We start from the raw sequence: 21,641 nt of genomic DNA on the forward strand, positions 1-21,641 counted from the left end.
GCACCGGCGCCGGTGCCCCGGCCGCCCCGCTGATCCCGCTCGTCGGGATCGGCACCGACGTGCACGCCTTCGAGGCCGGACGCGAGCTGTGGTGCGCCGGACTGCTCTGGGAGGGCGAGGACGGACTGGCCGGACACTCCGACGGCGACGTCGCCGCGCACGCCGCCTGCGACGCCCTCTTCTCGGCCGCCGGGGCCGGCGACCTCGGCGCGCACTTCGGCACCTCCCGCCCCGAGTGGTCCGGCGCCGCCGGCGTCACGCTCCTCGCGGAGGCCGCCCGGATCGTCCGGGCCGAGGGCTTCGAGATCGGCAACATCGCGATCCAGGTGATCGGTGTCCGCCCGAAGATCGGCAAGCGGCGCGAAGAGGCGCAGAAGGCGCTCGCGGCCGCCGCGGGCGCCCCGGTCTCCGTCTCGGGCACCACCACCGACGGCCTCGGTCTCACCGGCCGTGCCGAAGGCCTGGCCGCCATCGCCACGGCCCTCGTCTACCGGACGAACCCTGCCTAGAGCCGCGTACGACGACACCGCTCCGGCAACAAACGGGGCCCCGCGTCCGCAAAGGGTCGCGGGGCACTGCTACGGGCGCACTACCCTGGATGCCGTGACTATTCGCCTGTACGACACCAGCGCCCGGCAGATCCGCGACTTCACCCCGGTCACCCCGGGCTGCGTCTCGATCTACCTGTGTGGCGCCACGGTGCAGGCCGCCCCGCACATCGGGCACGTCCGGTCGTACCTGAACTTCGACATCATGCGCCGCTGGTTCGCCTACCGCGGCTACGACGTCACCTTCATCCGCAACGTCACGGACATCGACGACAAGATCATCAAGAAGGGCTCCGAGCAGGGCCGCCCCTGGTGGTCCATCGGCTACGAGAACGAGCGCGCGTTCAACGACGGCTACGACGCCCTGGGCTGCCTCCCGCCCACCTACGAGCCCCGCGCCACCGGCCACGTGCCGGAGATGATCGAGATGATGCGCGGCCTGATCGAGCGCGGGCACGCGTACGAGGCGGACGGCAGCGTCTACTTCGACGTGCGCTCCTTCCCCGGCTACCTGGAGCTCTCCAACCAGAACGTCGACGACCTGCGCCAGCCCTCCGAGGAAGGCATCACCGGCAAGCGCGACCCGCGCGACTTCGCCATGTGGAAGGCGTCCAAGCCGGGCGAGCCCGACTGGGAGACCCCCTGGGGCCGCGGCCGGCCCGGCTGGCACCTGGAGTGCTCGGCCATGGCGCACAAGTACCTCGGCAGCGTCTTCGACATCCACGGCGGCGGCCTGGACCTGATCTTCCCGCACCACGAGAACGAGATCGCCCAGGCCAAGGCCTTCGGCGACGAGTTCGCGCGGTACTGGGTCCACAACGCCTGGGTCACCATGTCCGGCGAGAAGATGTCCAAGTCGCTCGGCAACTCGGTGCTCGTCTCCGAGATGGTCAAGCAGTGGCGGCCGATCGTGCTGCGCTACTACCTCGGCACCCCGCACTACCGCTCGATGATCGAGTACAGCGAGGAGGCCCTGCGCGAGGCGGAGTCGGCCTTCGCGCGCATCGAGGGCTTCTGCCAGCGCGTCGTGGAGAAGGCCGGCGGCCCCGTCGAACCGGCCGCCGAGGTACCGCCCGCCTTCGCCGAGGTCATGGACGAGGACCTCGGCGTACCGCAGGCGCTCGCCATCGTGCACACGGCCGTCCGGCAGGGCAACAGCGCCCTCGCCGCCGATGACAAGGACGCCGCCATCGCCCGCCTGTCCGAGGTCCGCGCCATGCTGGGCGTCCTCGGTCTGGACCCGCTCGACCCGTCCTGGGCCGGCGAGACCGACCGCGGCGAGGACCTGCACGGCGCCGTCGACACCCTGGTGCGCCTGGTCCTGGAGCAGCGCGAATCCGCCCGGGCCCGCAAGGACTGGGCCACCGCCGACGCCATCCGCGACCAGCTCCAGCAGTCCGGCCTGGTCGTCGAGGACAGCCCCACGGGACCCCGCTGGACGCTCGGCCCCCGCTGAGCCCACCGGAGCAGTCCCGCTGTGCCGCCCGGCGTCCCGGGCGGCACACTCTTCATACGTACACACCGCAGCACCAACGAAAACAGGTAGAGGTCATGGCCGGGAACAGCCAGCGCAGGAACCGCCGCACGTCCAACAAGAAGGGCGCTACGGTCGGCAGCGGTGGCCAGCGGCGCAAGGGCCTGGAAGGCAGGGGTCCGACGCCCAAGGCCGAGGACCGCAAGAAGCACAAGGCCCACCGCATCAGCAACGCCATGGCCAAGCAGGCCGCCAAGCGGCGCCCCGCCCCGCGCCGCGGCGGCCCCAAGGGCACCAGCGAGATGGTCGTCGGCCGCAACCCGGTCTTCGAGGCGCTGCGCGACGGCGTGCCCGCCACCACCCTCTACGTGCAGCAGTTCATCGAGAACGACGAGCGCGTGCGCGACGCCCTCCAGCTCGCGGCCGAGCGCGGCAACATCAACCTGATGGAAGCCCCGCGCCCCGAGCTCGACCGCATGACCAACGGGCTCAACCACCAGGGCCTGGTCCTCCAGGTCCCGCCGTACGAGTACGCGCACCCCGAGGACCTCACCACCGCCGCCTACGACAACGGCGAGGACCCGCTGATCGTCGCCCTCGACGGCGTCACCGACCCGCGCAACCTCGGCGCCATCGTCCGCTCCGTCTCCGCCTTCGGCGGCCACGGCGTGGTCATCCCCGAGCGCCGCGCCGCCGGTATGACCGCGGGCGCCTGGAAGACCTCGGCCGGCACCGCCGCCCGCACCCCGGTCTCCCGCGTCACCAACCTGACCCGCGCCCTCCAGGAGTACAAGAAGGCCGGCATGGCCATCGTCGGCCTGGCCGCCGAGGGCGAGCACACGGTGAACGACCTGCCGGCGCTGGCCGGCCCGGTCGTCATCGTCGTCGGCTCCGAGGGCAAGGGCCTCGGCCGCCTGGTCGGGGAGAACTGCGACTACCTCGTCCGCATCCCGATGCCGGGCGGCGCCGAGTCGCTGAACGCCGGTGTCGCCGCGGGCGTCGTGCTCTACGAGGCCGCCCGCCGCCGCGCCGAGGCGCCGCGCACCTGATCAACCGGCGTCGCCTTGATCCAATTGGCTCAGGGAACGTGACCCGTGAGCGTGTCACCCCGCCCCTTCCGGGCGGGGTGACTTGATCTTGACGGGTCTCGGACACATCCCTGCTGTCAAGGCAGTGTCCTTATCACTCGTCACTCGGTTAGATGAGTGTGGACACCAGAACGTCAGGGTTCGACGACCAGCCCGCGCTGAGCATGGTCAAGGTGCCGTGCGACCCCGCACAGGTCATCGTCAACCACGCAAGCTTCCGCGTGCGGCTCGCACCGAGCCCGAGCGCGCGTTCCAAGCCCTCGATGCCCGCCGACTCCCCGGGCCGCGCGCCCGTCCTCGGCGGAGCCGTGGTCGCCGCCGGGGCGGCGACCCGCCGCCGGGCCCCCGTGGTCTGGAGCGGCAAGGCCGACACCGGCGACACCGCCGCGATGGGCGGACTGCTCCAGGCCGCCCGGGAGGCGGGCCGCGGCCACGACCAGTTCGACGGGGGAGCCACCCAGACCATCCCGCGTCTCGACCTCGAACACGACCTCGCCGACGACACCCTCGCGACGCCGACCGTCATCGGCCAGCGCACCTACGGCGACCCGGAAGAGACCCGCCCCCTCGGCGCGGTCCGCCGGTCGGCCCGGCCGTCCTACGGCTACGGGCCGCCGGACGGGTACGGAGGCGGGTACGAGAACGGGTACGGCGACGGCGATGACGGCGAAGCCGGCGAACGGTCCCGGCGGCCCGCCCCCGACACCCGCGCACAAGCCTCGTACTACCCCGGCCGCCGGATGAACCTCGGTGTCGTGCTGCTCCCGCTGCGCGTCTTCCTCGGCTTCATCTCCATCTACGCCGGCATGGGCAAGCTGTGCGACCCCGTCTACTTCGACGGCGGCGAACGCGGCTCCATGGTCACCTGGCTGCACACCCTGCACCCCTGGGCACTGGCCGAACCGCTGCGCGACTTCGCGCTCGCCCACCCCGTCGGCGCGGGGCTCACCGTGGCGTTCCTCCAGGTCATCGTGGGCGTGCTGACCGTCTTCGGGCTCTGGCAGCGGTTCGCCGCCTGCTTCGGCGCGCTGCTGTCCGCCGCCCTGCTGATGACGGTCAGCTGGCAGACCGTCCCGGCCTACGACGCGCCCGACATCATCTACCTCGCCGCCTGGAGCCCGCTGATCATCGCGGGCGCCCCCGTCTACTCGCTCGACGGGCGCCTCGCGAGCGAGGCCTGGCGCACGCTCGGCCCGCGCTCCGAGGTCTGGCAGCTGCGCCGGCGCGTACTGCGGCGCGGAGCCCTCATGAGCGGTGTGATCTGCGGTCTCGCCCTGCTCGTCGGATCCCTCCTCGGCGGGGCCGTCCGGTCCACCGCAGTGGTCACCGTCCCGGGGCCCGGCCGGGCCCCGAGCAACTACCTGCCCGGTACCCCGCTGCCGGCGCAGGCCCCGGCGAAGCAGCAGCAGCGGCCCTCGCAGCAGCCGTCGAAGCCCGCCGCGCCCTCGGCGAGCGCGTCGGCTCCGGCCGCCAAGTCGGCCCGGAGCGGAGCGGGTTCGGCCCCCTCGCAGAGCGCCGGGACGGGCGCGCAGTCACCGTCCGCGAGCCGTAGCGGCGCCGGGAGCCAGAGCACCCCGCGCAGCAGCACGCCGCGCCAGTCCAGCCCGCAGCAGCCGCCGGCGTCCACCTCGGGCAGTGGCAGCGGCGGCAGCAGCGGCGGCGGCACCGCCAAGAAGCCCGGCCTGGTCGGGGGTCTGCTCGGCTGAGGACGGTACGACGTCACTCCGGGGCCCGGCGCGCGAGGAGCGCGCCGGGCCCCTCCGGCGTGCGGGCCCCTCCGGCGTGCGGGCCCCTCCGGCGTGCGGGGCCCTCCGGCGTGCGGGGCCCTCCGGCGTGCGGGGCCCTGCGCGGCGGGCCGGGCTTTCAGCCGGGCTGCGGGGGGCCTGCGTACGACCGTTCAGGAGCCCCCGTACGCGGCCAGCTCGCGGGCGGCCTCGGTCAGGTCCTTGGCGGTGTCGATCGCCCGCCAGTAGGCCCCCTGGGGCAGCGGAAAGCCCGCGAGGCGGCGCTCCCGGGCCAGCCGGGGGAAGGTGGTGCGCTCGTGGTCGCCCAAATCGGGCAGCAGCGCAGCGAATTGCGGACTGAACACGTACACCCCGGCGTTCACGGGATACGGCGACTGCGGCGCCTCGATGAAGTCCAGCACCTGCCCGAACTCGTTGGTCTCCACCACCCCCCACGGGATCCGCGGCCGGGCCAGCGCCAGGGTGGCGACCGCGTCCCGCTCCCGGTGGAAGGCGGCCATCTCGCGCAGCGAGAACCGGGTCCAGACGTCCCCGTTGGTCGCGTACCAGGGCTGGTCCCCGTACGGGAGGTGGCGCGCGGCGTACTTGAGCCCGCCGCCCCGGCCCAGCGGCTCCTCCTCCACCACGGTCGTCACCCGCAGCGGCAGCCGGGTCCGGCCCAGCCAGTCCTGGAGCACACCGGCGAGGTGCCCGCAGGAGACGACGGCATCGGTCACCCCCTCCGCCGCCAGCCAGGCGAGCTGGTGCCCGATGATCGGCATGCCCGTCCCGGGGATCTCGACCATCGGCTTCGGCCGGTCGTCCGTGTACGGCCGCAGCCGCGTCCCCTGGCCTCCCGCCAGGACCACGGCCTGGGTGGGGGCAGCCGGGAACGCGGCCGCGTCGTGCGTGGGTTGGGGCGGTACGGGGGGAACGTCGCTCATGCCCGCCAGCGTAGGCAGGACCCTCCCGCGGCGACGGCCGACTCGGCGGCCGTCAACCGGCTGGAAGGGCCGTCAGCCCATGGAGGCGACGCCGGACGCGTACGAGGTGTCGCAGACCGGGCGGGCGAACGACTGCGCCTTCGTCGGCCCGTAGGCGTCGACGGCGGCGCGGCCCAGCGCCCGCGCGATGCCCACGCAGTGCTCGGCGAGCGAGGGCCGCCGGTCGACCTCCTGCTGGAGGTGCGTGAGGACGTCGCCCGGCTCCTCGCCCTGCCGCAGCTCGGCGAGCAGCTTCTCGCGCAGCAGGTCCTGGGCGGCGCGCGGCTTGGCGGGAACGGACACGTCTTCGGCGGAGGCGGTCAGGATCTGGGAGGAGGAATTGTCCGCCCAGGGGACCATGGTGACCGCCAGCGTCCCGGACAGGACCAGGACGACGGGCAGGACCAGGGCGAGGGAACGGCCGATACGGCGGGCAGTGTGGGTCACGAGGGCGAGAGTAGCGCTCGGTGAAGATATGGCGACATTCAGTCACCCGGTCGGGGGATGGTTCGACGTGGTTTTTCGATTCCGGGGTTGACGGGCAGGGCTGAATGGCCCGATCTGCCCGGGATTCCGGTCACGGCCTTCCGCAACTCGCGCGGAAGGGGCGCCCCTTGGCGGAGCGCCCCTTCACGAGTGCTGCGCGGACCGTCAGTCGGAGAGGCGCTCGCCCGAGGAGGTCGAGAACACGTGGATCTCGCCGGGACGCGGCACCGCGTGCAGGGTCGAGCCCTTCTCGGGCACCTGGCGGCCGTTGACCCGGACCACGAGGTCCTGCTTGCCGGCGGTGGCGTCGGCGACCGAACCGTAGACGTAGCCGTCGGCGCCGAGTTCCTCGACCACGTTCACCGTGATCGTCAGGCCGCCCGCCTCGGCGATGTCGAAGTGCTCGGGACGCACGCCGACCGTCACCGTACGGTCGCCCGCGTCGGCGGCGGCGGCCAGCGCCTCGCGGGAGACCGGGACGACGCTCTCGCCGAACTTGACGCCGCCGTCGGTGATCGGCACCTCGACGAGGTTCATGGCGGGCGAGCCGATGAACCCGGCGACGAACAGGTTCGCCGGCCGGTCGTACATGTTGCGCGGGGTGTCGACCTGCTGGAGCAGACCGTCCTTGAGGACCGCGACCCGGTCGCCCATGGTCATCGCCTCGACCTGGTCGTGGGTGACGTACACGGTGGTGATGCCGAGGTCCCGCTGGAGCGCGGCGATCTGCGTACGGGTCGACACGCGGAGCTTGGCGTCGAGGTTCGACAGCGGCTCGTCCATCAGGAACACCTGCGGCTTGCGCACGATGGCGCGGCCCATGGCGACGCGCTGGCGCTGGCCGCCGGAGAGCGCCTTCGGCTTGCGGTCGAGGTACTGGGTGAGGTCGAGCATCTTCGCCGCCTCCTCCACCTTGCGACGGATGGTCGCCTTGTCCTCGCCGGCGATCTTGAGGGCGAAGCCCATGTTGTCGGCGACGGACATGTGGGGGTAGAGCGCGTAGTTCTGGAACACCATCGCGATGTCCCGGTCCTTGGGCGGCAGGTGCGTCACGTCGCGCTCACCGATGCGGATGGCGCCGCCGTTGACGTCCTCCAGGCCGGCGAGCATGCGCAGCGAGGTGGACTTGCCGCAGCCGGAGGGGCCGACGAGGACGAGGAACTCCCCGTCCTGGATCTCCAGCTCCAACTGGTCGACGGCGGGCTTGTCGCCGCCGGGGTAGAGCCGGGTCGCCTTGTCGAAGGTGACAGAAGCCATGGTGGTGAATCCCTTCTACCGGCAGGAACGTGCCGGACGATCCGAGTGGAAGGTCTAGTCCAGTAACCGGACTCCGCCTGACGCTACCCGCCCGCCCGCCTCCTGTCAGCACCCCCGGGACGTCCCGTCGGAAAGTTCTTCGCTGGGGGGTTGGCGGGCTGTGTAAAGTGAAGACGATTCTGCGTGCCGCGCAGTGTCAGTCGCCTCCTTAGCTCAGTCCGGCCAGAGCAACGCACTTGTAATGCGTAGGTCGTCGGTTCGAATCCGACAGGGGGCTCCGTCCCAGGTCAAGTGGTTGTCGGCCGTGGGGAATCGTACGGAAGCGGAATGCCCCGGGCCCTCAGGGTCCGGGGCATTCCGCGTGTTCGGGGGCGGTCAGCGGCGGCCCGAGATGCGGTTGGCGAGACGGGCCAGCGGCGTGGTGGTGGGGGTGTGGGTGGCGGTTTCGCGGCGGTCGGCCTCGCGGTAGGCGGCGTAGAGGGCCTGGACGCCGAGCCAGCGGAAGGGCTCCGGCTCCCAGCGGCGGACGCGGTGGTTGACCCAGGGGAGGGCGGTGAGGTCCGTGGACTCGCCCAGGACCAGGTCGCGCAGGGTGCGCCCGGCGAGGTTGGCGGTGGCCACGCCCGAGCCGACGTAGCCGCCGGCCCAGCCGAGGCCGGTGGTGCGGTCGAGGGTGACGGTCGCGCACCAGTCGCGGGGGACGCCGAGCACCCCGGACCAGGCGTGGGTGATCTCCACTCCGGTGAGGACCGGGAAGAAGGAGGTCAGCAGGGCGGTGAGGGAGGCGACGGTGCGTTCCTGGGTGGTGCCGTCGTGGTCGGTGCGGGAGCCGTAGCGGTAGGGGACCCCGCGGCCGCCGATCGCGATGCGGTCGTCCGCGGTGCGCTGGGCGTACATGTAGGCGTGGGCCATGTCGCCGAGCACCTCGCGGCCGGACCAGGCGAGGGAGTCCCACACCTCGGGCGGGAGCGGCGCCGTCGCGATCATCGAGGAGTTCATCGGGAGCCAGCTGCGCTTGTGGCCCTTGAGGGCGGCGGTGAAGCCCTCGGTGCAGCGCAGGACGTACGGGGCGCGGACCGTGCCGTACGGGGTGCGGGCCCGGCCGGGGGCGATCTCGGTGACGGGGGTGGACTCGTGGATGACCACGCCGAGCCGTTCGCAGGCCGCCGCCAGGCCGGTGACCAGCTTGAGGGGGTGGATGCGCGCGCCGTGGGGGGACCAGCTGGAGCCGACGGCGTCGGCGATGTCGATGCGGGCGCGGGTGTCGGTGGCGTCGTGCAGGACGCGGTCGGTCTCGCCGAAGGAGAGCTCGGCCTCGTGGAAGGCCTTCAGGCGGGTGAGCTGGGCGGGGGTGCGGGCGACTTCGAGGACGCCGCCGTGGTGGATGCCGGCGTCGATGTCCTCCTTCGCGGCGATGCCGATGACCTCGGTGACGGTCTCGTTCATGGCCCGCTGGAGGCGGAGCGCGGCCTGGTGGCCGTGGAGCGCGGCGTAGCGGTCGCGTCCGGCGATGCCGTTGTAGAGCCAGCCGCCGTTGCGGCCGGAGGCGCCGTAACCGCAGAACTTCTGCTCCAGGACGGTGACGCGGAGGTCGGGTGCGGCGGCCTTGAGGTAGTAGGCGGTCCACAGGCCGGTGTAGCCGCCGCCGACGATGACGACGTCTGCCGTCGAGTCGGAGGTGAGGGGGGCGCGGGGCGGTGCGGTGGCGGTGTGATCCGTCGCGTACCAGAAGGAAATGCCGCCGTTGATCGTCATGGGGAGTTTGCTACACCCGGTTTCCGAGGGGTGTCCAGGGACGGGGTGTCGGGTTTCCGGGCCGGATCGGGGGCCGGTTGGCTGATGCGGCCCGGCGGCCCGGTCGTAGGGTGCGGTCATGATTCGTATCGCTGAGGTGGCGGACGTACCCGTCATTCATTCCATGATCCGGGAGCTGGCCGAGTACGAGAAGGTGCCGCACGAGGCGCGGGCCACCGAGGAGCAGTTGCGGGAGGCGCTGTTCGGGGCGCGGCCGGCGGCGTTCGCGCACGTCGCGGAGACGGCGGAGGGGGAGACCGTCGGGTTCTCGTTGTGGTTCCTCAGCTTCTCGACGTGGCGCGGGGTGCACGGGATCTACCTGGAGGACCTGTACGTACGTCCCGGCGCGCGCGGGGGCGGGTACGGGAAGGCGCTGCTGGCGGAGCTGGCGCGGATCTGCCGGGAGCGGGGGTACGAGCGGCTGGAGTGGTCCGTGCTCAAGTGGAACGAGCCGACGATCGCGTTCTACGAGGCGCTGGGCGCGCGGCCGCAGGACGAGTGGACGGTGTACCGGCTGACGGACGAGGCACTGGCCGGGCTGGGGGCGGGCGCGGGGGCGTAGCGGGGCGGGGGCGTTGGCCGGGGCCGTTGTCAGTGGGGTGCGCCACGATGGGGGAATGGTGCGCAAGGGTCAGGGGTCGGGCGGTTCGGTGAGGGCGGCGAAGCGGGCGGAGGTGCGGCTGCCGGAGCTGGTGGCGTGGGAGGGGGGTGTGCTGGAGCCGGACGGGGACTACGACGGGGTGGAGTTCGCGGACCTGGACCTGGGCGGTCAGGAGGGGATCGGGGCCCGGTTCATGGACTGCGCGGTGCGGCGGTGTGCGCTGGACGAGGCGGGGCTGGCGAAGGCGCGGATCCTGGACTCGGTGCTGGAGGGGGTGCGGGGGGTGGGGACGGACCTGTCGGGGGCGTTGCTGCGGGACGTGGAGCTGGTGGAGGCGCGGCTGGGCGGTGTCCAGTTGCACGGGGCGGTGCTGGAGCGGGTGGTCGTGCGGGGCGGCAAGATCGACTACCTGAACCTGCGGACGGCGCGGCTCAAGGACGTGGTCTTCGAGGGGTGCGTCCTGGTGGAGCCGGACTTCGCGGGGGCGGTGCTGGAGCGGGTGGAGTTCCGGGACTGCACGCTGCGGGGGGCGGACTTCCAGGGGGCGCGGATGACGGACGTGGACCTGCGGGAGGCGGTGGAGCTGGGGATCGCGCGGGGGGTGGAGTCCCTGGCGGGGGCGGTGATCAGTCCGGCGCAGCTGTACGACCTGGCGCCGGCGCTGGCGGCGCAGCTGGGGGTGCGAGTGGTGCCGTAGCGGGCGGGGCGGGGCGTGGCGGGGCCGGGGGCGCCGGGCCGTGGGCGTCAGGCGGGGACGCGGGGGAAGCGGGCCTGGAGGGTCCAGATGGCGGGGTTGTCGGCGAGGCCGTCGTGCATGTCGACGAGGTCGGCGATGAGGTCGTGCAGGAAGTCCCGGGCCTCGCGGCGGAGCAGGCGGTGGGTGAAGGTGAGGGGGGCTTCCTCGGGCGGCATCCAGTCGGCCTCGATGTCGACCCAGCCGAAGCGGCGCTCGAAGAGCATGCGGTCGGAGGACTCGGTGAAGTCGAGTTCGGCGTACTGGCGGTTGGCGGAGCGGCTGCCGCGGGGGTCCTGGTCGAGCTGCTCGACGATGTCGCAGAGCGCCCAGGCGAAGTCGAGGACGGGGACCCATCCCCAGGCTGTGGACACTTCGCGGTCGGCGTGGGTGTCGGCGAGGTAGACGTCTCCGCAGAAGAGGTCGTGGCGCAGGGTGTGGACGTCCGCGGAGCGGTAGTCGGTCTGCGGGGGGTCGGGGAAGCGGCGGGAGAGGGAGTAGCCGATGTCGAGCACGTATTGATGGTGTCACGGCCGGTCGCGTGGGCCGGGTGCGGGGCGCCGCCGGCGGTCGGCGGGTGCGGGTGCGGCGCCGTTGCCGGGGGCCGGCCCCCGGCACCCCGCGCCTCAATCGCCGGCGGGGCTGGGTTGTGGGCGCGCGCCGCGATCGCCGGGGCTCGATTTGGCGGGGCCCGGTGGTCAGGGGAGGAGGCGTTGTTCCTTGGCTACCGCGACGGCTCCCGCGCGGGTGTCGACGCCGAGTTTGTCGTAGATGCGGCCCAGGTGGGTCTTGACCGTGGCCTCGCTGACGAAGAGGGCGCGGGCGATGTCGCGGTTGCCGAGGCCGCGGGCGAGCTGGCCGAGGATGTCCAGTTCACGGTCCGTCAGCGTCGGACGCGATCCCCGCATGCGGGCCATCACGCGGCTGGCCACCGGCGGGGAGAGGGTGGTGCGGCCCGCTGCCGCCGAGTGGATCGCGGCGAAGAGCTCCTCGGGGCGTTCCGCCTTGAGCAGGTAGCCGGTGGCACCCGCTCCGATGGCGCGGGTGATGTCCGCGTCCGTGTCGTACGTGGTCAGGACCAGCACGTGCGGCGGGCTCGGTGCCGAGGTGATGCGGCGGGTGGCCTCCACGCCGTCGATCCCGTCGCCGAGCTGGAGGTCCATCAGCACCACCTGGGGCCGGAGTTTCGCGGCGAGCGCGACCGCTTCCTCGCCGCTGCCCGCTTCGCCGAGCACCTCGATGTCGGGTTCGCTGCCCAGCAGGGCCAGTAGACCGGCGCGGACCACCGCGTGGTCGTCGCAGAGGAGGATCGTGGTCATCGGACCGGCTCCAGGGGGATCGCGGCGGACAGGACGGTTCCTTCGCCGGGGGCGGATTCGAGGGTCAGGGTGCCGCCGAGCTGCCGCACGCGGGCGCGTATCGCCGGGAGGCCGTGGCCCCGGCCCGGGTCGTCGTCGCGGGGGTCGCGCGGTGCGGTGAAGCCGTGGCCGTCGTCCGCGACGTCCAGGACGACCTGGTCGCCCAGGTAGCTCAGGGTCAGGGCCGCGGTACGGGCGCCCGAGTGCTCCCGGACGTTGGCCAGGGCGCCCTGGGCGATCCGCAGCAGGGCGGATTCGGCGCGGTCGGGCAGCGGCGCGGGCGTGCCCTCCAGGTGGAAGCGGACCTCGATGTCCGGGCCGGCGTCCAGCGCGCGCAGGGCGTCCGCGAGGCGTCCGCCGCCCGCCAGCTCGGGCGGGGCGAGGTCGTGGACCAGGCGGCGGGCCTCGGCGAGGCCGCGGGCGGCGATGTCGGTGGCGGTCCGGACGTGCGCGCGGGCGGTGGCGGGGTCGCTGTCCCAGGTGCGGTCGGCGGCCTGGAGCAGCATCTGCTGGCTGGACAGGTGCTGCGCCAGGGTGTCGTGGATCTCCATGGAGAGCCGTTGGCGTTCGGCGAGGGTGCCTTCGCGGCGCTCGGTGGCGGCCAGTTCCCGGCGGGTGCGGATGAGGTCGTCGATCAGGGTGCGCTGGGCCCGGGTCTGGCGCTCCATGTGGACGAAGACGGCCGTCGCGAGGGCGGCGACGGCGGGCGGGGCCAGCAACAGGTTGGGGTCGAAGGAGGGGGAGAGCTGCAACTGGGCGGCGACGACGAGGGCGGTGAGGAGGGCGACGAGGACGACCGCCGCGCGCGGGGGCAGGGTGCGCAGGGCGGTGTAGAAGAGGGGGACGGCGCACCAGGCGAAGCTGGGTGCGAGCAGGACGAGGACCACCCAGGTGGCGACGACCACGCCGAGCCAGAGCAGACGCCGGAGGGTGGGCGCGGCGCCGAGGGCGGGGCCGAGGACGTAGAGCAGGGCCAGGGCGGTGCCGAGGGCGATGACCCAGGGGGTGCGGGGGGCGCCGGGGTGGTGGAGCAGGAAGCGGGCCATCGAGGCGCCGAGGAGCAGGAAGAACGCCGTGTGGGTGACGGCGGCCAGCATCCGCGTCCCGGTGCCGGTGCCGGTGCCGGTGTCGGCCGCCCGAGCGGCAGGGGCCGGGTCAGGGGCGGGATCGGCAGCGGTGACAGGGGTCCCCGGCGGTGGTGCTTGGCTGCTCACGGGGTGCTCCTGGGGTGGGTGGTGCGTACGTCCATCCTGAGCCAATCCGCCGGCGTGCCGGGTCCGCATCGACCGATCGGATGACCCCGGGGTCATCCGGTGCGGTGGCCGTCGCGAGCCGGTACGGGGACGGCCGGCCCCGGTATCCGGCCCGAGGCTTGGACCAGCGGCGAGCAGGAGCAGCCGCCCCGGCCGCACAGGTCGTCCCAGCCCCCGACGCCCCCAGGAGCAGCAGACATGAACACCCGCACCCGCGTCCTCACCGGTACCGCCCTCGCCGTCGCGCTCGGCGCCGGGACCTTCGGCGCCGTCAGCGCGAGCGCCGCGCAGGCCGAGTCCGCCCCGGCGGCCGTCGCCGCCGTGCAGGGCGACGGGCAGCAGGGCGACGGCCAGCAGGGTGACGGCGGCGACGACAAGAACTTCACCACCACGACCCGCCTGACGGTCGACGCGGCCACCCGCGCGGCCCAGGCCGCGCTCCGGGCCGCCGAGAAGGAGGGCCAGAAGGTGACGGTCGCGGTGGTGGACCGGGGTGGCAACACCGTCGTCACCCTGCGCGGCGACGGTGCGGGCCCGCAGTCCTACGAGTCGGCGCAGCGCAAGGCCTTCACCGCCGTGTCCTGGAACGCCCCGACCTCGGTGCTCGCCGGCCGGCTGGCCCAGGCCCCGGCCCTCAAGGACATCCCCGGCACCCTCTTCCTGGCCGGCGGCGTCCCGGTGCAGGCCAAGGGCGCCCCGGTCGCGGGCATCGGGGTGGCCGGCGCCCCGAGCGGCGACCTGGACGAGAAGTTCGCCAAGGCCGGGGTCGACGCCCTCGGCAAGTAGGGCCCGGACGCCCGGACGGCACGACAGGCTCCCCGTCCGCCGTCCCGCATAGGATCGAACGCGTGGATCACCGTGCGCTCACCCGCCTCGCCGCCCCCGCGGTCGCCGTCCTCCTCGCCCTCACCACGGGCTGTACGGGTACGACGGTGCAGGGCCGGCCGGGCGCTTCGGGACTGCGGGACCCGTACTTCCCCAAGGCGGGCAACGGCGGCTACCAGGTCGAGCACTACGCCCTGGACCTCGGCTACCGGCCCGCGGGCGGGCAGCTGACCGGTACGGCCGTCATCACCGCCCGCGCGGAGCAGACGCTGAGCTCCTTCAACCTCGACCTCAGCGGGCTGCGCGTCGACGCGGTCACCGTCGAGGGGAAGCCGGCCCGGTACAACAGGACGGGCCGGGAGCTCACGGTGCGCCCACGCCGGGATCTGGGCAAGGGCGAGGTCTTCCGTACGGAGGTCCGGTACAGCGGCACGCCGAAGCCGCTCACCGACGCGGACGGTTCGCCGGAGGGCTGGATCAGGACCGCCGACGGGGCGGTGGCCGTCGGCGAGCCGGTCGGGTCGATGACCTGGTTCCCCGGCAACCACCACCCCAGCGACAAGGCTTCCTACGACATCACGCTGACCGTTCCGCAGGGCTACGAGGCGGTGTCCAACGGCGAGTTGCGCTCCCGCAGGGACACCGGCGACGGGCGGACCGCTTTCGCCTGGCACAGCGCGGAGCCGATGGCGAGTTACCTGGCCACCGCCGCGATCGGGAAGTTCAAGGTGGCCACCGGCCGCACGGCGTCGGGCGTCGGCGTCTACGACGCGGTCGCGCCCGGCGAGGAAGCCGGGAGCGCCGCGGCGCTGCGGCGGCTGCCCGAGGTCGTGGAATGGGGCGCCGGACGGTTCGGGCCGTACCCGTTCGCCACCGTGGGCACGATCGTGGTCCCGAACGGCACGCTCCCGTACGCGTTGGAGACGCAGACCAAACCCGTCTACGCCGGAGCTCCTTCGCTGGAGCTGGTCGTGCACGAGCTCGCGCACCAGTGGTTCGGCGACTCGGTGTCGCCGAAGTCCTGGAAGGACATGTGGCTCAACGAGGGGTTCGCGACGTACGCGGAGTGGCTGTGGTCGGAGGACCACGGTGGGCCCAGTGCGCAGAAACGGTTCGACGCGCTCCTGGCCGGCGATACGTCCCTCGAAGGGGCGGAGGCCTCCGACTGGGACGCCTTCCCGCCCGCGGCCCCGCCCGGGCCCGCGGACATCTCGGAGGGACCGGTGTACTACCGGGGTGCGATGGTGCTGCACCGGATCCGGCAGGAGGTCGGCGACGAGCGGTTCGCCGCCCTGCTGCGCGGCTGGGCGGCGGACCACCGGCACGGGAACGCGAGCACGGCGGACTTCACCGCCTACGCGCAGCAGAAGACGGGCCACGACTTGAAGAAGGTGTGGGACGTGTGGCTGTACGGCGAGGACAGCCCGAAGCCGTAGCGCTCGACGCCGCGCCCGGTGGAACGGCGACGAGGCCCGCTCCCGGACGGCGGGAAGGGGCCTCGGCGGGGTGCTGCGGGGGAAATCAGACGTTGACGCCGAAGTCCTGGGCGATGCCGGTCAGGCCGGAGGCGTAACCCTGGCCGACGGCGCGGAACTTCCACTCGGCGCCGCTGCGGTAGAGCTCGCCGAAGACCATGGCGGTCTCGGTCGCCGCGTCCTCGGAGAGGTCGTAGCGGGCGATCTCGGCGCCGCCGGCCTGGTTCACCACGCGGATGTACGCGTTGCGGACCTGGCCGAAGTTCTGGCTGCGGGTCGCGGCGTCGTAGATGGAGACCGGGAAGACGATCTTGTCGACATCGGCCGGGAGCCCGGCGAGGTTGACCTTGATGGACTCGTCGTCGCCGGAGCCCTCGCCGGTGCGGTTGTCACCGGTGTGGACGATGGTCTGGTCCGGGGTGGACTTGTTGTTGAAGAAGACGAAGTGACCGTCGGAGACGACCTTGCCCGTCGCGTTGACCGCGATGGCGGAGGCGTCGAGGTCGAAGTCGACACCGGTGGTGGTGCGGACGTCCCAGCCGAGGCCGACCGTGACGGCGCTGAGGCCGGGGGCCTCCTTGCTAAGCGAGACGTTGCCGCCCTTGGACAGGCTTACTGCCATTTTGACTGGTGTCCCTTCCTCAATCACATGACCGCCGGACGTGGTCAAGTTACCGCTGACCTCCATAACGCGGGGAGGGGGGCCGTAGGTTCCACGGGGGTTCCACGGGAGGTTCCACGGGCCCGTCCGGCGGGCGGGGAAATGGGGGTGACGGGGTGCGGCGGGGGGCGGATCATAGGGGCATGCCTGGTCCCTATGTCATCCGTGGTTCCGTCGTGCTGCCCGAGGGGGAGCTCGGCTGGCGGTTCTCGCGTTCCTCCGGGCCGGGCGGTCAGCACGTGAACACCTCGGACTCGCGGGTGGAGCTGCTGTTCGACCTGGCGGCGACGAAGGCGCTGCCGGAGGTGTGGAAGGAGCGGGCGCTGGAGCGGCTCGCGTCGCGGCTGGTGGGCGGGGTGCTGACGGTGCGGGCGTCCGAGCACCGCTCGCAGCTGCGCAACCGGGAGATGGCGCTGGTGCGGCTGGCTTCGCTGCTGGCGGAGGCGACGGCGCCGCCGCCGAAGCAGCGGCGGGCGACGAAGATCCCGCGCGGGATCAATGAGCGGCGGCTGCGGGAGAAGAAGGCGCGGGCGGAGACGAAGCGGGGCCGGACGGGGCGGGACTGGTAGCCCCCTCGGGGACGGGGGTGAGGCCGGGTCGTCCGCGGCGCCGTCGCGCTGCGCGGCCCCGGCTGCGCCGGGCTTCCCGGGGCTCCGCCCCGGACCCGCGCCTCGATCGCCGGCGGGGCTGGAGTGGGCCAGTGGGGCTGGATTTGCGCCGGCGGGGCTGGGTTTGGCCCCACGGGGCTGGAGTGGGCCGGCGCGGCCCCCGGTCAGCGGGCCAGGTGGCGGTAGCGGCCGCGGAAGTAGGTGAGGGGCGGGGCGTCCGGGTTGGGGAGGGTGGCCGTCAGGACGCGGCCGATGACCAGGGTGTGGTCGCCCGCCGGGACGCGGGACTCCGTACGGCACTCCAGCGTGGCCGACGCCTCCGTCAGCAGCGGGGCCCCCGAGACGGGGCCCCGTTCGTACGGCACGCCCTCGAACAGCAGCCGGTCGCTGATCCTCCCCTTCATCGCGAACCGGCCCGCGACCTGCAGCTGGCTGTCCGCGAGGATCGAGACCGCCCACAGCGGCTGCTCCGCCAGCAGGTCGTCCATCCGGGAGCCCTCGCGCAGGCTCACCAGCACCAGCGGCGGGTCCAGGGACACCGACATGAAGGCGGTCGCCGTCATGCCGACGTCCTCCCCCCGCGGGCCGTCGGCCGTCAGGGCGGGCTCGTGGGCGGTGATCAGCGTTACGCCGGCCGCCAATCGGGACATGGCGGCCCGGAATTCTTCGTCGGTCACCCCCTCAGGATGCGGGGTGGGGGCAGCGGGGGCGGGTTCCAGGGTCGTCTTCGGCACGCCTGGAACGCTAGTCTCGCTCCCCCGCGCGCACATCGGGCCCTGGTCCGAGGCGCGTACGGACCCCCGGTCCTAGGACCGCGCGTATCGTTTGCCCGCGGAAAGGAGAGGGAGCGCCCCCGGGTGCGGCTGAGGCTCGCGCGCCTTTTCGGGGCACGTTCTTCATCTCATGTGACTTGAGTCACAGACGGCAAGATTTGTTGACCCTGTGTACCTGCCGCACAGCTCACTGTGATTCAGTGGACGGGACACCGCAACGAACCGCCGATGACACACCTGGAGTTGCTGTCGAGGTCTCGGGGAGAGCGAGCAATGGAGACCGAGTCGGAGCCGTACGTCCGTCTTGCGACCCTGCGGCAGCTGCACCGGGTGGTGGCCGATCTCAATACGGCCCGGAGCCTGGCGGACACTCTGCAGACCGTCGTGGACGGCATCGTCGCGGGCCTCGGTTACGAACTCGCCTGTGTCAACCTCGTACGCCCTGACGGGGATCTGGTCGTGGCCGCCTTCGCAGGTGACCCGGCCGCCGAGGCCCTGATCACCGGACGCGTCGGCTCCCGCCTCTCCTGGGAACGCCGGCTGACGATGGGTGAGAACTGGGACGGGCTGCGCTTCATCCCGCACACCGAGGGCTGGGTCCTGCTGGAGGACGACGTGCCCCAGTGGCACACCGACGGCCCCGATCCCCGCTTCGCGGACGAGTGGCACCCCGAGGACCGGCTCTATGCCCCCATGTACGCGTCCGGCGGGGAACTTCTGGGTGTCATTTCGGTGGACAGACCGCGCAACGGCCGCCGCCCGGGCGCCTGGGGGCGCGAGGCGCTCCAGATGTACGCCTTCCAGGCGGCGATTGCGATCAGCAACGCGCGACTTCGCGCGAACATGCAGCGGGCCCTGGTCCGGCTGGAACGCGAACAACAGGCGCTGCGCGCCAGCGAGGAGTCGTTCCGTCAGGCCTTCGAGTACGCGCCCAGCGGCATGGCAATCGCCGAGATGGGCGGGGACCAGCACGGCCGGCTGCTGCGCACCAACGACGCGCTGTGCCGGCTGCTGGGGCGGCCGGCCTCGGTGCTGCGCCGGTACTCCTTCTCCGACCTCGTCCACCCCGAGGACATCGGCACGCTGCTGCGCACCTCGGCCGAGGGCGGCCGGGCCGAACTGCGGCTGGGCCGGCGCGACGGGACGTACGTGTGGGTATCGCTGCGCAATTCCGTGGTCGCGGACGCCGCCGACGGGCCGCGGTTCCTGCTCACGCACGTCGAGGACATCGAGGAGCGCAAGCGGCACGAGCTCCAGCTAGCGCACCGGGCCAGCCACGACGCGCTGACCGGCCTGCCCAACAGCGCCGAACTGCGCTCGCGGCTCGGCGCCCGGCTGTGCCGTCGGCCGCAGTCGGTGCGGGCCACCGCCGTGGAGGCGCTGGACGCGGCCTACGAGGGGCGCCCCGAGGGAGGTGGTGCCGTCGAGCACGGCTTTCGCCCCGACGGGTACGGCGACCCTTTCGAGGGGCAGGGCGTGGGGCCGGTCGCGGGGGCCGGCCCGGGCGAGCCGGGCCCGTACGACCACCACGTGCACACGGTCGCACCCGCCACTGACATCGACGACGGGACGAAGGGGCTCGCGGTGCTCTTCTGCGACCTCGACGGCTTCAAGTCGATCAACGACCGGTTCGGTCACCACACGGGCGACGCGGTACTGATCGAGGTCGCCCGGCGGCTGACGACGGGCGTGCGCGACGGGGACACCGTCGCCCGGCTCGGCGGTGACGAGTTCGTCGTCCTCGCGGACGGGCTGGGCGCCGCCGACGCCGCCGACCTGGCCGTCCGGCTGCGGAACGCGATCATCCCGCCGATCCGGGTGGACGGCCGCGCGGTCCGTGTCGGGGCGAGTTTCGGCATCGGCTGGGCCAGCTGCGGCATGTCCGCGGACGAGGTGCTGCGCTCCGCCGACCAGCGGATGTACATCGAGAAGAGGTCCCGTTCCAAGGCGCACCGCAGGGCGGGCTGAGCCGGTCGGCCGCCCGTGGGCGCACGTGTTCGGGGTAGGCTCCCGGGGGTCGAAAGGAGTGACCTGCGATGACGACGCCCGCGAACAGCGGTCCGCACGGCGGGGCGAACCAGCCCGAGGACGAAGATCCGTTCGGCTACCTCTACGCGGACGGCCAGGCTGCCGGTGCCACCCCGCCCGGTTCCACCGGCGGGTACGGGTACCCCGGCCCCGCGGCGGGTGGGCAGGGCGGCGTACAGCCCGGCGTCCCCCGTACTTCGTACAACCAGGTGCGCACGGTCGGCGACCGGCGCGGCCAGCGCGGTGCGGTCCCGTACCAGCCCGGGCCGGCGCAGCCGGGTCAGCAGGGCTACCAGGCCCAGTACCAGGCCCCGGAGGCGCTCCAGGCCGGTGGCTACGGCGTGCCGCAGCAGCAGACGCAGTCCCAGCCGCTCCCCGGCCGCGGCGGGCACGGCGGTGGCGGCGGTTCGAGCCGTCGCGGTCTGCTCATCGCGGCGGTCGCGGTGGTCGCCGCCGTCGCGATCGGCATCGGCGCGGCCCTGGCCTTCGGTGACAAGGGCGACAAGGACAAGAACCAGGCGAACGGCCAGAACAAGTCGTCGGCGGCACCGCAGGGCAACTCCCCGGGCCCGCAGCCGAGCGGTTCCCCGGAGCCCTCGGAGGGCCCGCTGCCCAAGGCGGACGCCTCGGGCTCGGGCATGACCCTGTCGGGCGGCGCGGCGCTGACGAGCACGGTACCGGGCGCGAAGAGCGCGGGCGGCCAGTACGTCGGCAACTTCAACCAGCCGGGCGCGGCGCTGACCTGGAGCCTGGACGTGTCCAAGGCGGCCCAGTACGCGGTCTACATCAGCTACTCCGTTCCCGGCAATGACGCCAATACCACGCTCACCGTCAACGGCGAGAAGCAGAGCCGTCCGATAAACATGAAGAACTTCGCCAAGGCCAAGCCGGGCGAGTGGGACAAGTGGACGTACACGTACTCGCTGGTGGACCTGAAGAAGGGTCCGAACACCATCAAGATGTCGTGCGAGACGGGCAACCAGTGCGAGATCGTCATCGACCAGCTCTGGCTCCAGAAGCCGTAGCCCGTCCTCACGCCTGAGCGTTCGTCACCGTCACCGACCCCCGTACCTGTTCGTAGGTGCGGGGGTCGAACTCGCCCGCCGCCGGGGCGTGCACGGTGGCCGCCGAGAGGGCGACGGCGCGGGTCAGGCGGGCGGGCCAGTCCAGGCCTTCGGTGAGGGCCGAGAGCAGGCCCGCGACGGCGGAGTCCCCGGCGCCGGTGGGGTTGCCGGTCAGCGGGCGGGGCGGGGCGGCCTGCCAGGTGCCGTCGGCGGTGGCGGCGAGCAGCCCGGCCGGGCCGAGCGAGGTGACCACCGCGTGGGCGCCCCGGCGGCGGGCGTCGCGGGTGGCGGGCAGCGGGTCGCGGGAGCCGGTCAGTTCGGCCAGCTCGGCCGCGTTCGGCTTGATCATCTCGGGGCGGGCCGCGACGCCGCGGCGCAGCGCCTCGCCGCTGGTGTCCAGCAGTACGGGGACCCCGGCCGCGCGGGCGGTGCGGACGAGTACGGCGTACGCGCCCACCGGCACGCCCGGCGGCAGGCTCCCGCACAGCGCTACCGCGCGGGCCCCGTCGAGGAGTTCCTCGTAGCGGGTCAGGAAACGCGTCCATTCCGCGGGAGTGATCTGCGGGCCCGGTTCGTTGAACTGCGTGGTGTCGCCGGCGGCTTCGTCGACGACGGCCAGGGTGCGCCGGGTGGTGCCGGTGCAGGGGACCAGGGCGTCCGTCACGCCGGGGTCGGCGGCCAGCAGTTCCCGTACGACCGCGCCCACCGGGCCGCCCGCGAAGCCGGTCGCCGTGACCCGGTGGCCGAGCGCGGCGAGCACGCGGGCGACGTTGACGCCCTTGCCGCCGGGGCGTTCGGTCGCGCCGGTGACCCGGTGCGAGGTGTGCGGGAGCAGTCGCGGCACCCGGTAGGTGACGTCGAGCGCTGCGTTGAGGGTCACGGTGAGGATCATGGTCAGCCCCGGTCTT

21 protein-coding genes and 1 tRNA gene are annotated in these 21,641 nt (G+C 73.0%); 12 read left to right on the forward strand and 10 right to left on the reverse strand.

The genetic code is table 11. From position 1 onward, the window contains the following. From ispF to ACZ4M3_RS28000, 4 genes are all read left to right on the forward strand, one after another. Nucleotides 1–509, forward strand: a 509-nt coding sequence (gene ispF, locus ACZ4M3_RS27985) for a 2-C-methyl-D-erythritol 2,4-cyclodiphosphate synthase (protein WP_467737186.1), incomplete at its 5' end; no start/stop codon positions are given. 94 nt (nt 510–603) lie between these two features. Next, nucleotides 604–2,004 (forward strand): cysteine--tRNA ligase, encoded by a 1,401-nt coding sequence (gene cysS, locus ACZ4M3_RS27990; RefSeq protein ID WP_467737188.1) that lies wholly within the window; start codon nt 604–606, stop codon nt 2,002–2,004. A 95-nt stretch (nt 2,005–2,099) separates the two neighbouring features. Continuing rightward, nucleotides 2,100–3,071, forward strand: a complete 972-nt coding sequence (gene rlmB, locus ACZ4M3_RS27995) for a 23S rRNA (guanosine(2251)-2'-O)-methyltransferase RlmB (protein WP_467737190.1) — start codon at nt 2,100–2,102, stop codon at nt 3,069–3,071. A gap of 152 nt (nt 3,072–3,223) precedes the next feature. Next, on the forward strand, nt 3,224–4,816 hold the full coding sequence (locus ACZ4M3_RS28000; protein ID WP_467737192.1) for a DoxX family protein: 1,593 nt from the start codon (nt 3,224–3,226) through the stop codon (nt 4,814–4,816). A 191-nt stretch (nt 4,817–5,007) separates the two neighbouring features. Here the strand turns inward: ACZ4M3_RS28000 and ACZ4M3_RS28005 are convergent, their stop codons facing one another. From ACZ4M3_RS28005 to ACZ4M3_RS28015, 3 genes are all read right to left on the reverse strand, one after another. Then, a complete protein-coding gene (locus ACZ4M3_RS28005) occupies nt 5,008–5,778 on the reverse strand; it encodes a nucleotidyltransferase family protein (protein ID WP_467737194.1) in 771 nt (256 codons plus the stop codon). A gap of 72 nt (nt 5,779–5,850) precedes the next feature. Beyond that, a complete protein-coding gene (locus ACZ4M3_RS28010) occupies nt 5,851–6,264 on the reverse strand; it encodes a hypothetical protein (RefSeq protein ID WP_467737196.1) in 414 nt (137 codons plus the stop codon). A 204-nt stretch (nt 6,265–6,468) separates the two neighbouring features. Then, nucleotides 6,469–7,560, reverse strand: a complete 1,092-nt coding sequence (locus tag ACZ4M3_RS28015; protein ID WP_467737198.1) for an ABC transporter ATP-binding protein — start codon at nt 7,558–7,560, stop codon at nt 6,469–6,471. Between the two features lie 202 nt (nt 7,561–7,762). On the opposite strand from ACZ4M3_RS28015, the gene ACZ4M3_RS28020 reads away from it, so the two are divergent. Further along, nucleotides 7,763–7,837 (forward strand) — tRNA-Thr (locus ACZ4M3_RS28020). A gap of 98 nt (nt 7,838–7,935) precedes the next feature. Here ACZ4M3_RS28020 and ACZ4M3_RS28025 read toward each other — a convergent pair. Beyond that, the gene (locus tag ACZ4M3_RS28025) at nt 7,936–9,315 is read right to left on the reverse strand and encodes an NAD(P)/FAD-dependent oxidoreductase (RefSeq protein WP_467737200.1); all 1,380 of its coding nucleotides are present in this window, start codon (nt 9,313–9,315) and stop codon (nt 7,936–7,938) included. Between the two features lie 118 nt (nt 9,316–9,433). On the opposite strand from ACZ4M3_RS28025, the gene ACZ4M3_RS28030 reads away from it, so the two are divergent. Together ACZ4M3_RS28030 and ACZ4M3_RS28035 are read left to right on the forward strand one after the other, a co-directional pair. After that, entirely contained in the window at nt 9,434–9,916 is a 483-nt protein-coding gene (locus ACZ4M3_RS28030) for a GNAT family N-acetyltransferase (protein ID WP_467737201.1), read from the forward strand. Nucleotides 9,917–9,971: 55 nt separating this feature from the next. Continuing rightward, on the forward strand, nt 9,972–10,652 hold the full coding sequence (locus ACZ4M3_RS28035; RefSeq protein ID WP_467737203.1) for a pentapeptide repeat-containing protein: 681 nt from the start codon (nt 9,972–9,974) through the stop codon (nt 10,650–10,652). Nucleotides 10,653–10,699: 47 nt separating this feature from the next. On the opposite strand, the gene ACZ4M3_RS28040 is transcribed toward ACZ4M3_RS28035, so the two are convergent. From ACZ4M3_RS28040 to ACZ4M3_RS28050, 3 genes are all read right to left on the reverse strand, one after another. Further along, a complete protein-coding gene (locus ACZ4M3_RS28040; protein ID WP_453352365.1) occupies nt 10,700–11,203 on the reverse strand; it encodes a hypothetical protein in 504 nt (167 codons plus the stop codon). 183 nt (nt 11,204–11,386) lie between these two features. After that, a complete protein-coding gene (locus ACZ4M3_RS28045; protein WP_467737205.1) occupies nt 11,387–12,007 on the reverse strand; it encodes a response regulator in 621 nt (206 codons plus the stop codon). Beyond that, on the reverse strand, nt 12,004–13,143 hold the full coding sequence (locus tag ACZ4M3_RS28050; RefSeq protein WP_467737554.1) for a sensor histidine kinase: 1,140 nt from the start codon (nt 13,141–13,143) through the stop codon (nt 12,004–12,006). The genes ACZ4M3_RS28045 and ACZ4M3_RS28050 overlap by 4 nt, the downstream gene beginning before the upstream one ends. Nucleotides 13,144–13,497: 354 nt before the next feature. On the opposite strand from ACZ4M3_RS28050, the gene ACZ4M3_RS28055 reads away from it, so the two are divergent. Both ACZ4M3_RS28055 and ACZ4M3_RS28060 read left to right on the forward strand, forming a co-directional pair. Continuing rightward, the gene (locus tag ACZ4M3_RS28055) at nt 13,498–14,085 is read left to right on the forward strand and encodes a GlcG/HbpS family heme-binding protein (RefSeq protein ID WP_467737207.1); all 588 of its coding nucleotides are present in this window, start codon (nt 13,498–13,500) and stop codon (nt 14,083–14,085) included. A 62-nt stretch (nt 14,086–14,147) separates the two neighbouring features. Then, complete coding sequence (locus ACZ4M3_RS28060) at nt 14,148–15,560, forward strand: M1 family metallopeptidase (protein WP_467737209.1); 1,413 nt, start codon at nt 14,148–14,150, stop codon at nt 15,558–15,560. An 85-nt stretch (nt 15,561–15,645) separates the two neighbouring features. Here ACZ4M3_RS28060 and ACZ4M3_RS28065 read toward each other — a convergent pair whose 3' ends face one another. Continuing rightward, nucleotides 15,646–16,221 (reverse strand): TerD family protein, encoded by a 576-nt coding sequence (locus ACZ4M3_RS28065; protein WP_467737211.1) that lies wholly within the window; start codon nt 16,219–16,221, stop codon nt 15,646–15,648. A 182-nt stretch (nt 16,222–16,403) separates the two neighbouring features. Here ACZ4M3_RS28065 and arfB point away from each other — a divergent pair, with 182 nt between their 5' ends. Then, nucleotides 16,404–16,829, forward strand: coding sequence for an alternative ribosome rescue aminoacyl-tRNA hydrolase ArfB (gene arfB / locus ACZ4M3_RS28070; protein WP_136213764.1), 426 nt, complete (start codon nt 16,404–16,406; stop codon nt 16,827–16,829). Between the two features lie 203 nt (nt 16,830–17,032). Here arfB and ACZ4M3_RS28075 read toward each other — a convergent pair whose 3' ends face one another. Next, on the reverse strand, nt 17,033–17,638 hold the full coding sequence (locus ACZ4M3_RS28075) for a flavin reductase family protein (RefSeq protein WP_467737214.1): 606 nt from the start codon (nt 17,636–17,638) through the stop codon (nt 17,033–17,035). Between the two features lie 276 nt (nt 17,639–17,914). Between ACZ4M3_RS28075 and cdgB the strand changes: the two genes are divergently transcribed. Further along, nucleotides 17,915–19,609 carry a diguanylate cyclase CdgB gene (gene cdgB / locus ACZ4M3_RS28080; RefSeq protein ID WP_467737216.1) on the forward strand — a complete coding sequence of 565 codons (1,695 nt, stop codon included), beginning with the start codon at nt 17,915–17,917 and terminating at the stop codon, nt 19,607–19,609. Between the two features lie 68 nt (nt 19,610–19,677). Beyond that, nucleotides 19,678–20,694 carry a CBM35 domain-containing protein gene (locus ACZ4M3_RS28085; protein ID WP_467737218.1) on the forward strand — a complete coding sequence of 339 codons (1,017 nt, stop codon included), beginning with the start codon at nt 19,678–19,680 and terminating at the stop codon, nt 20,692–20,694. A 7-nt stretch (nt 20,695–20,701) separates the two neighbouring features. Here the strand turns inward: ACZ4M3_RS28085 and ACZ4M3_RS28090 are convergent, their stop codons facing one another. Continuing rightward, nucleotides 20,702–21,625 (reverse strand): 1-phosphofructokinase family hexose kinase, encoded by a 924-nt coding sequence (locus tag ACZ4M3_RS28090; protein ID WP_467737220.1) that lies wholly within the window; start codon nt 21,623–21,625, stop codon nt 20,702–20,704. Nucleotides 21,626–21,641: the final 16 nt, after the last annotated feature.

This window comes from Streptomyces sp. NPDC026522 (assembly GCF_055567555.1).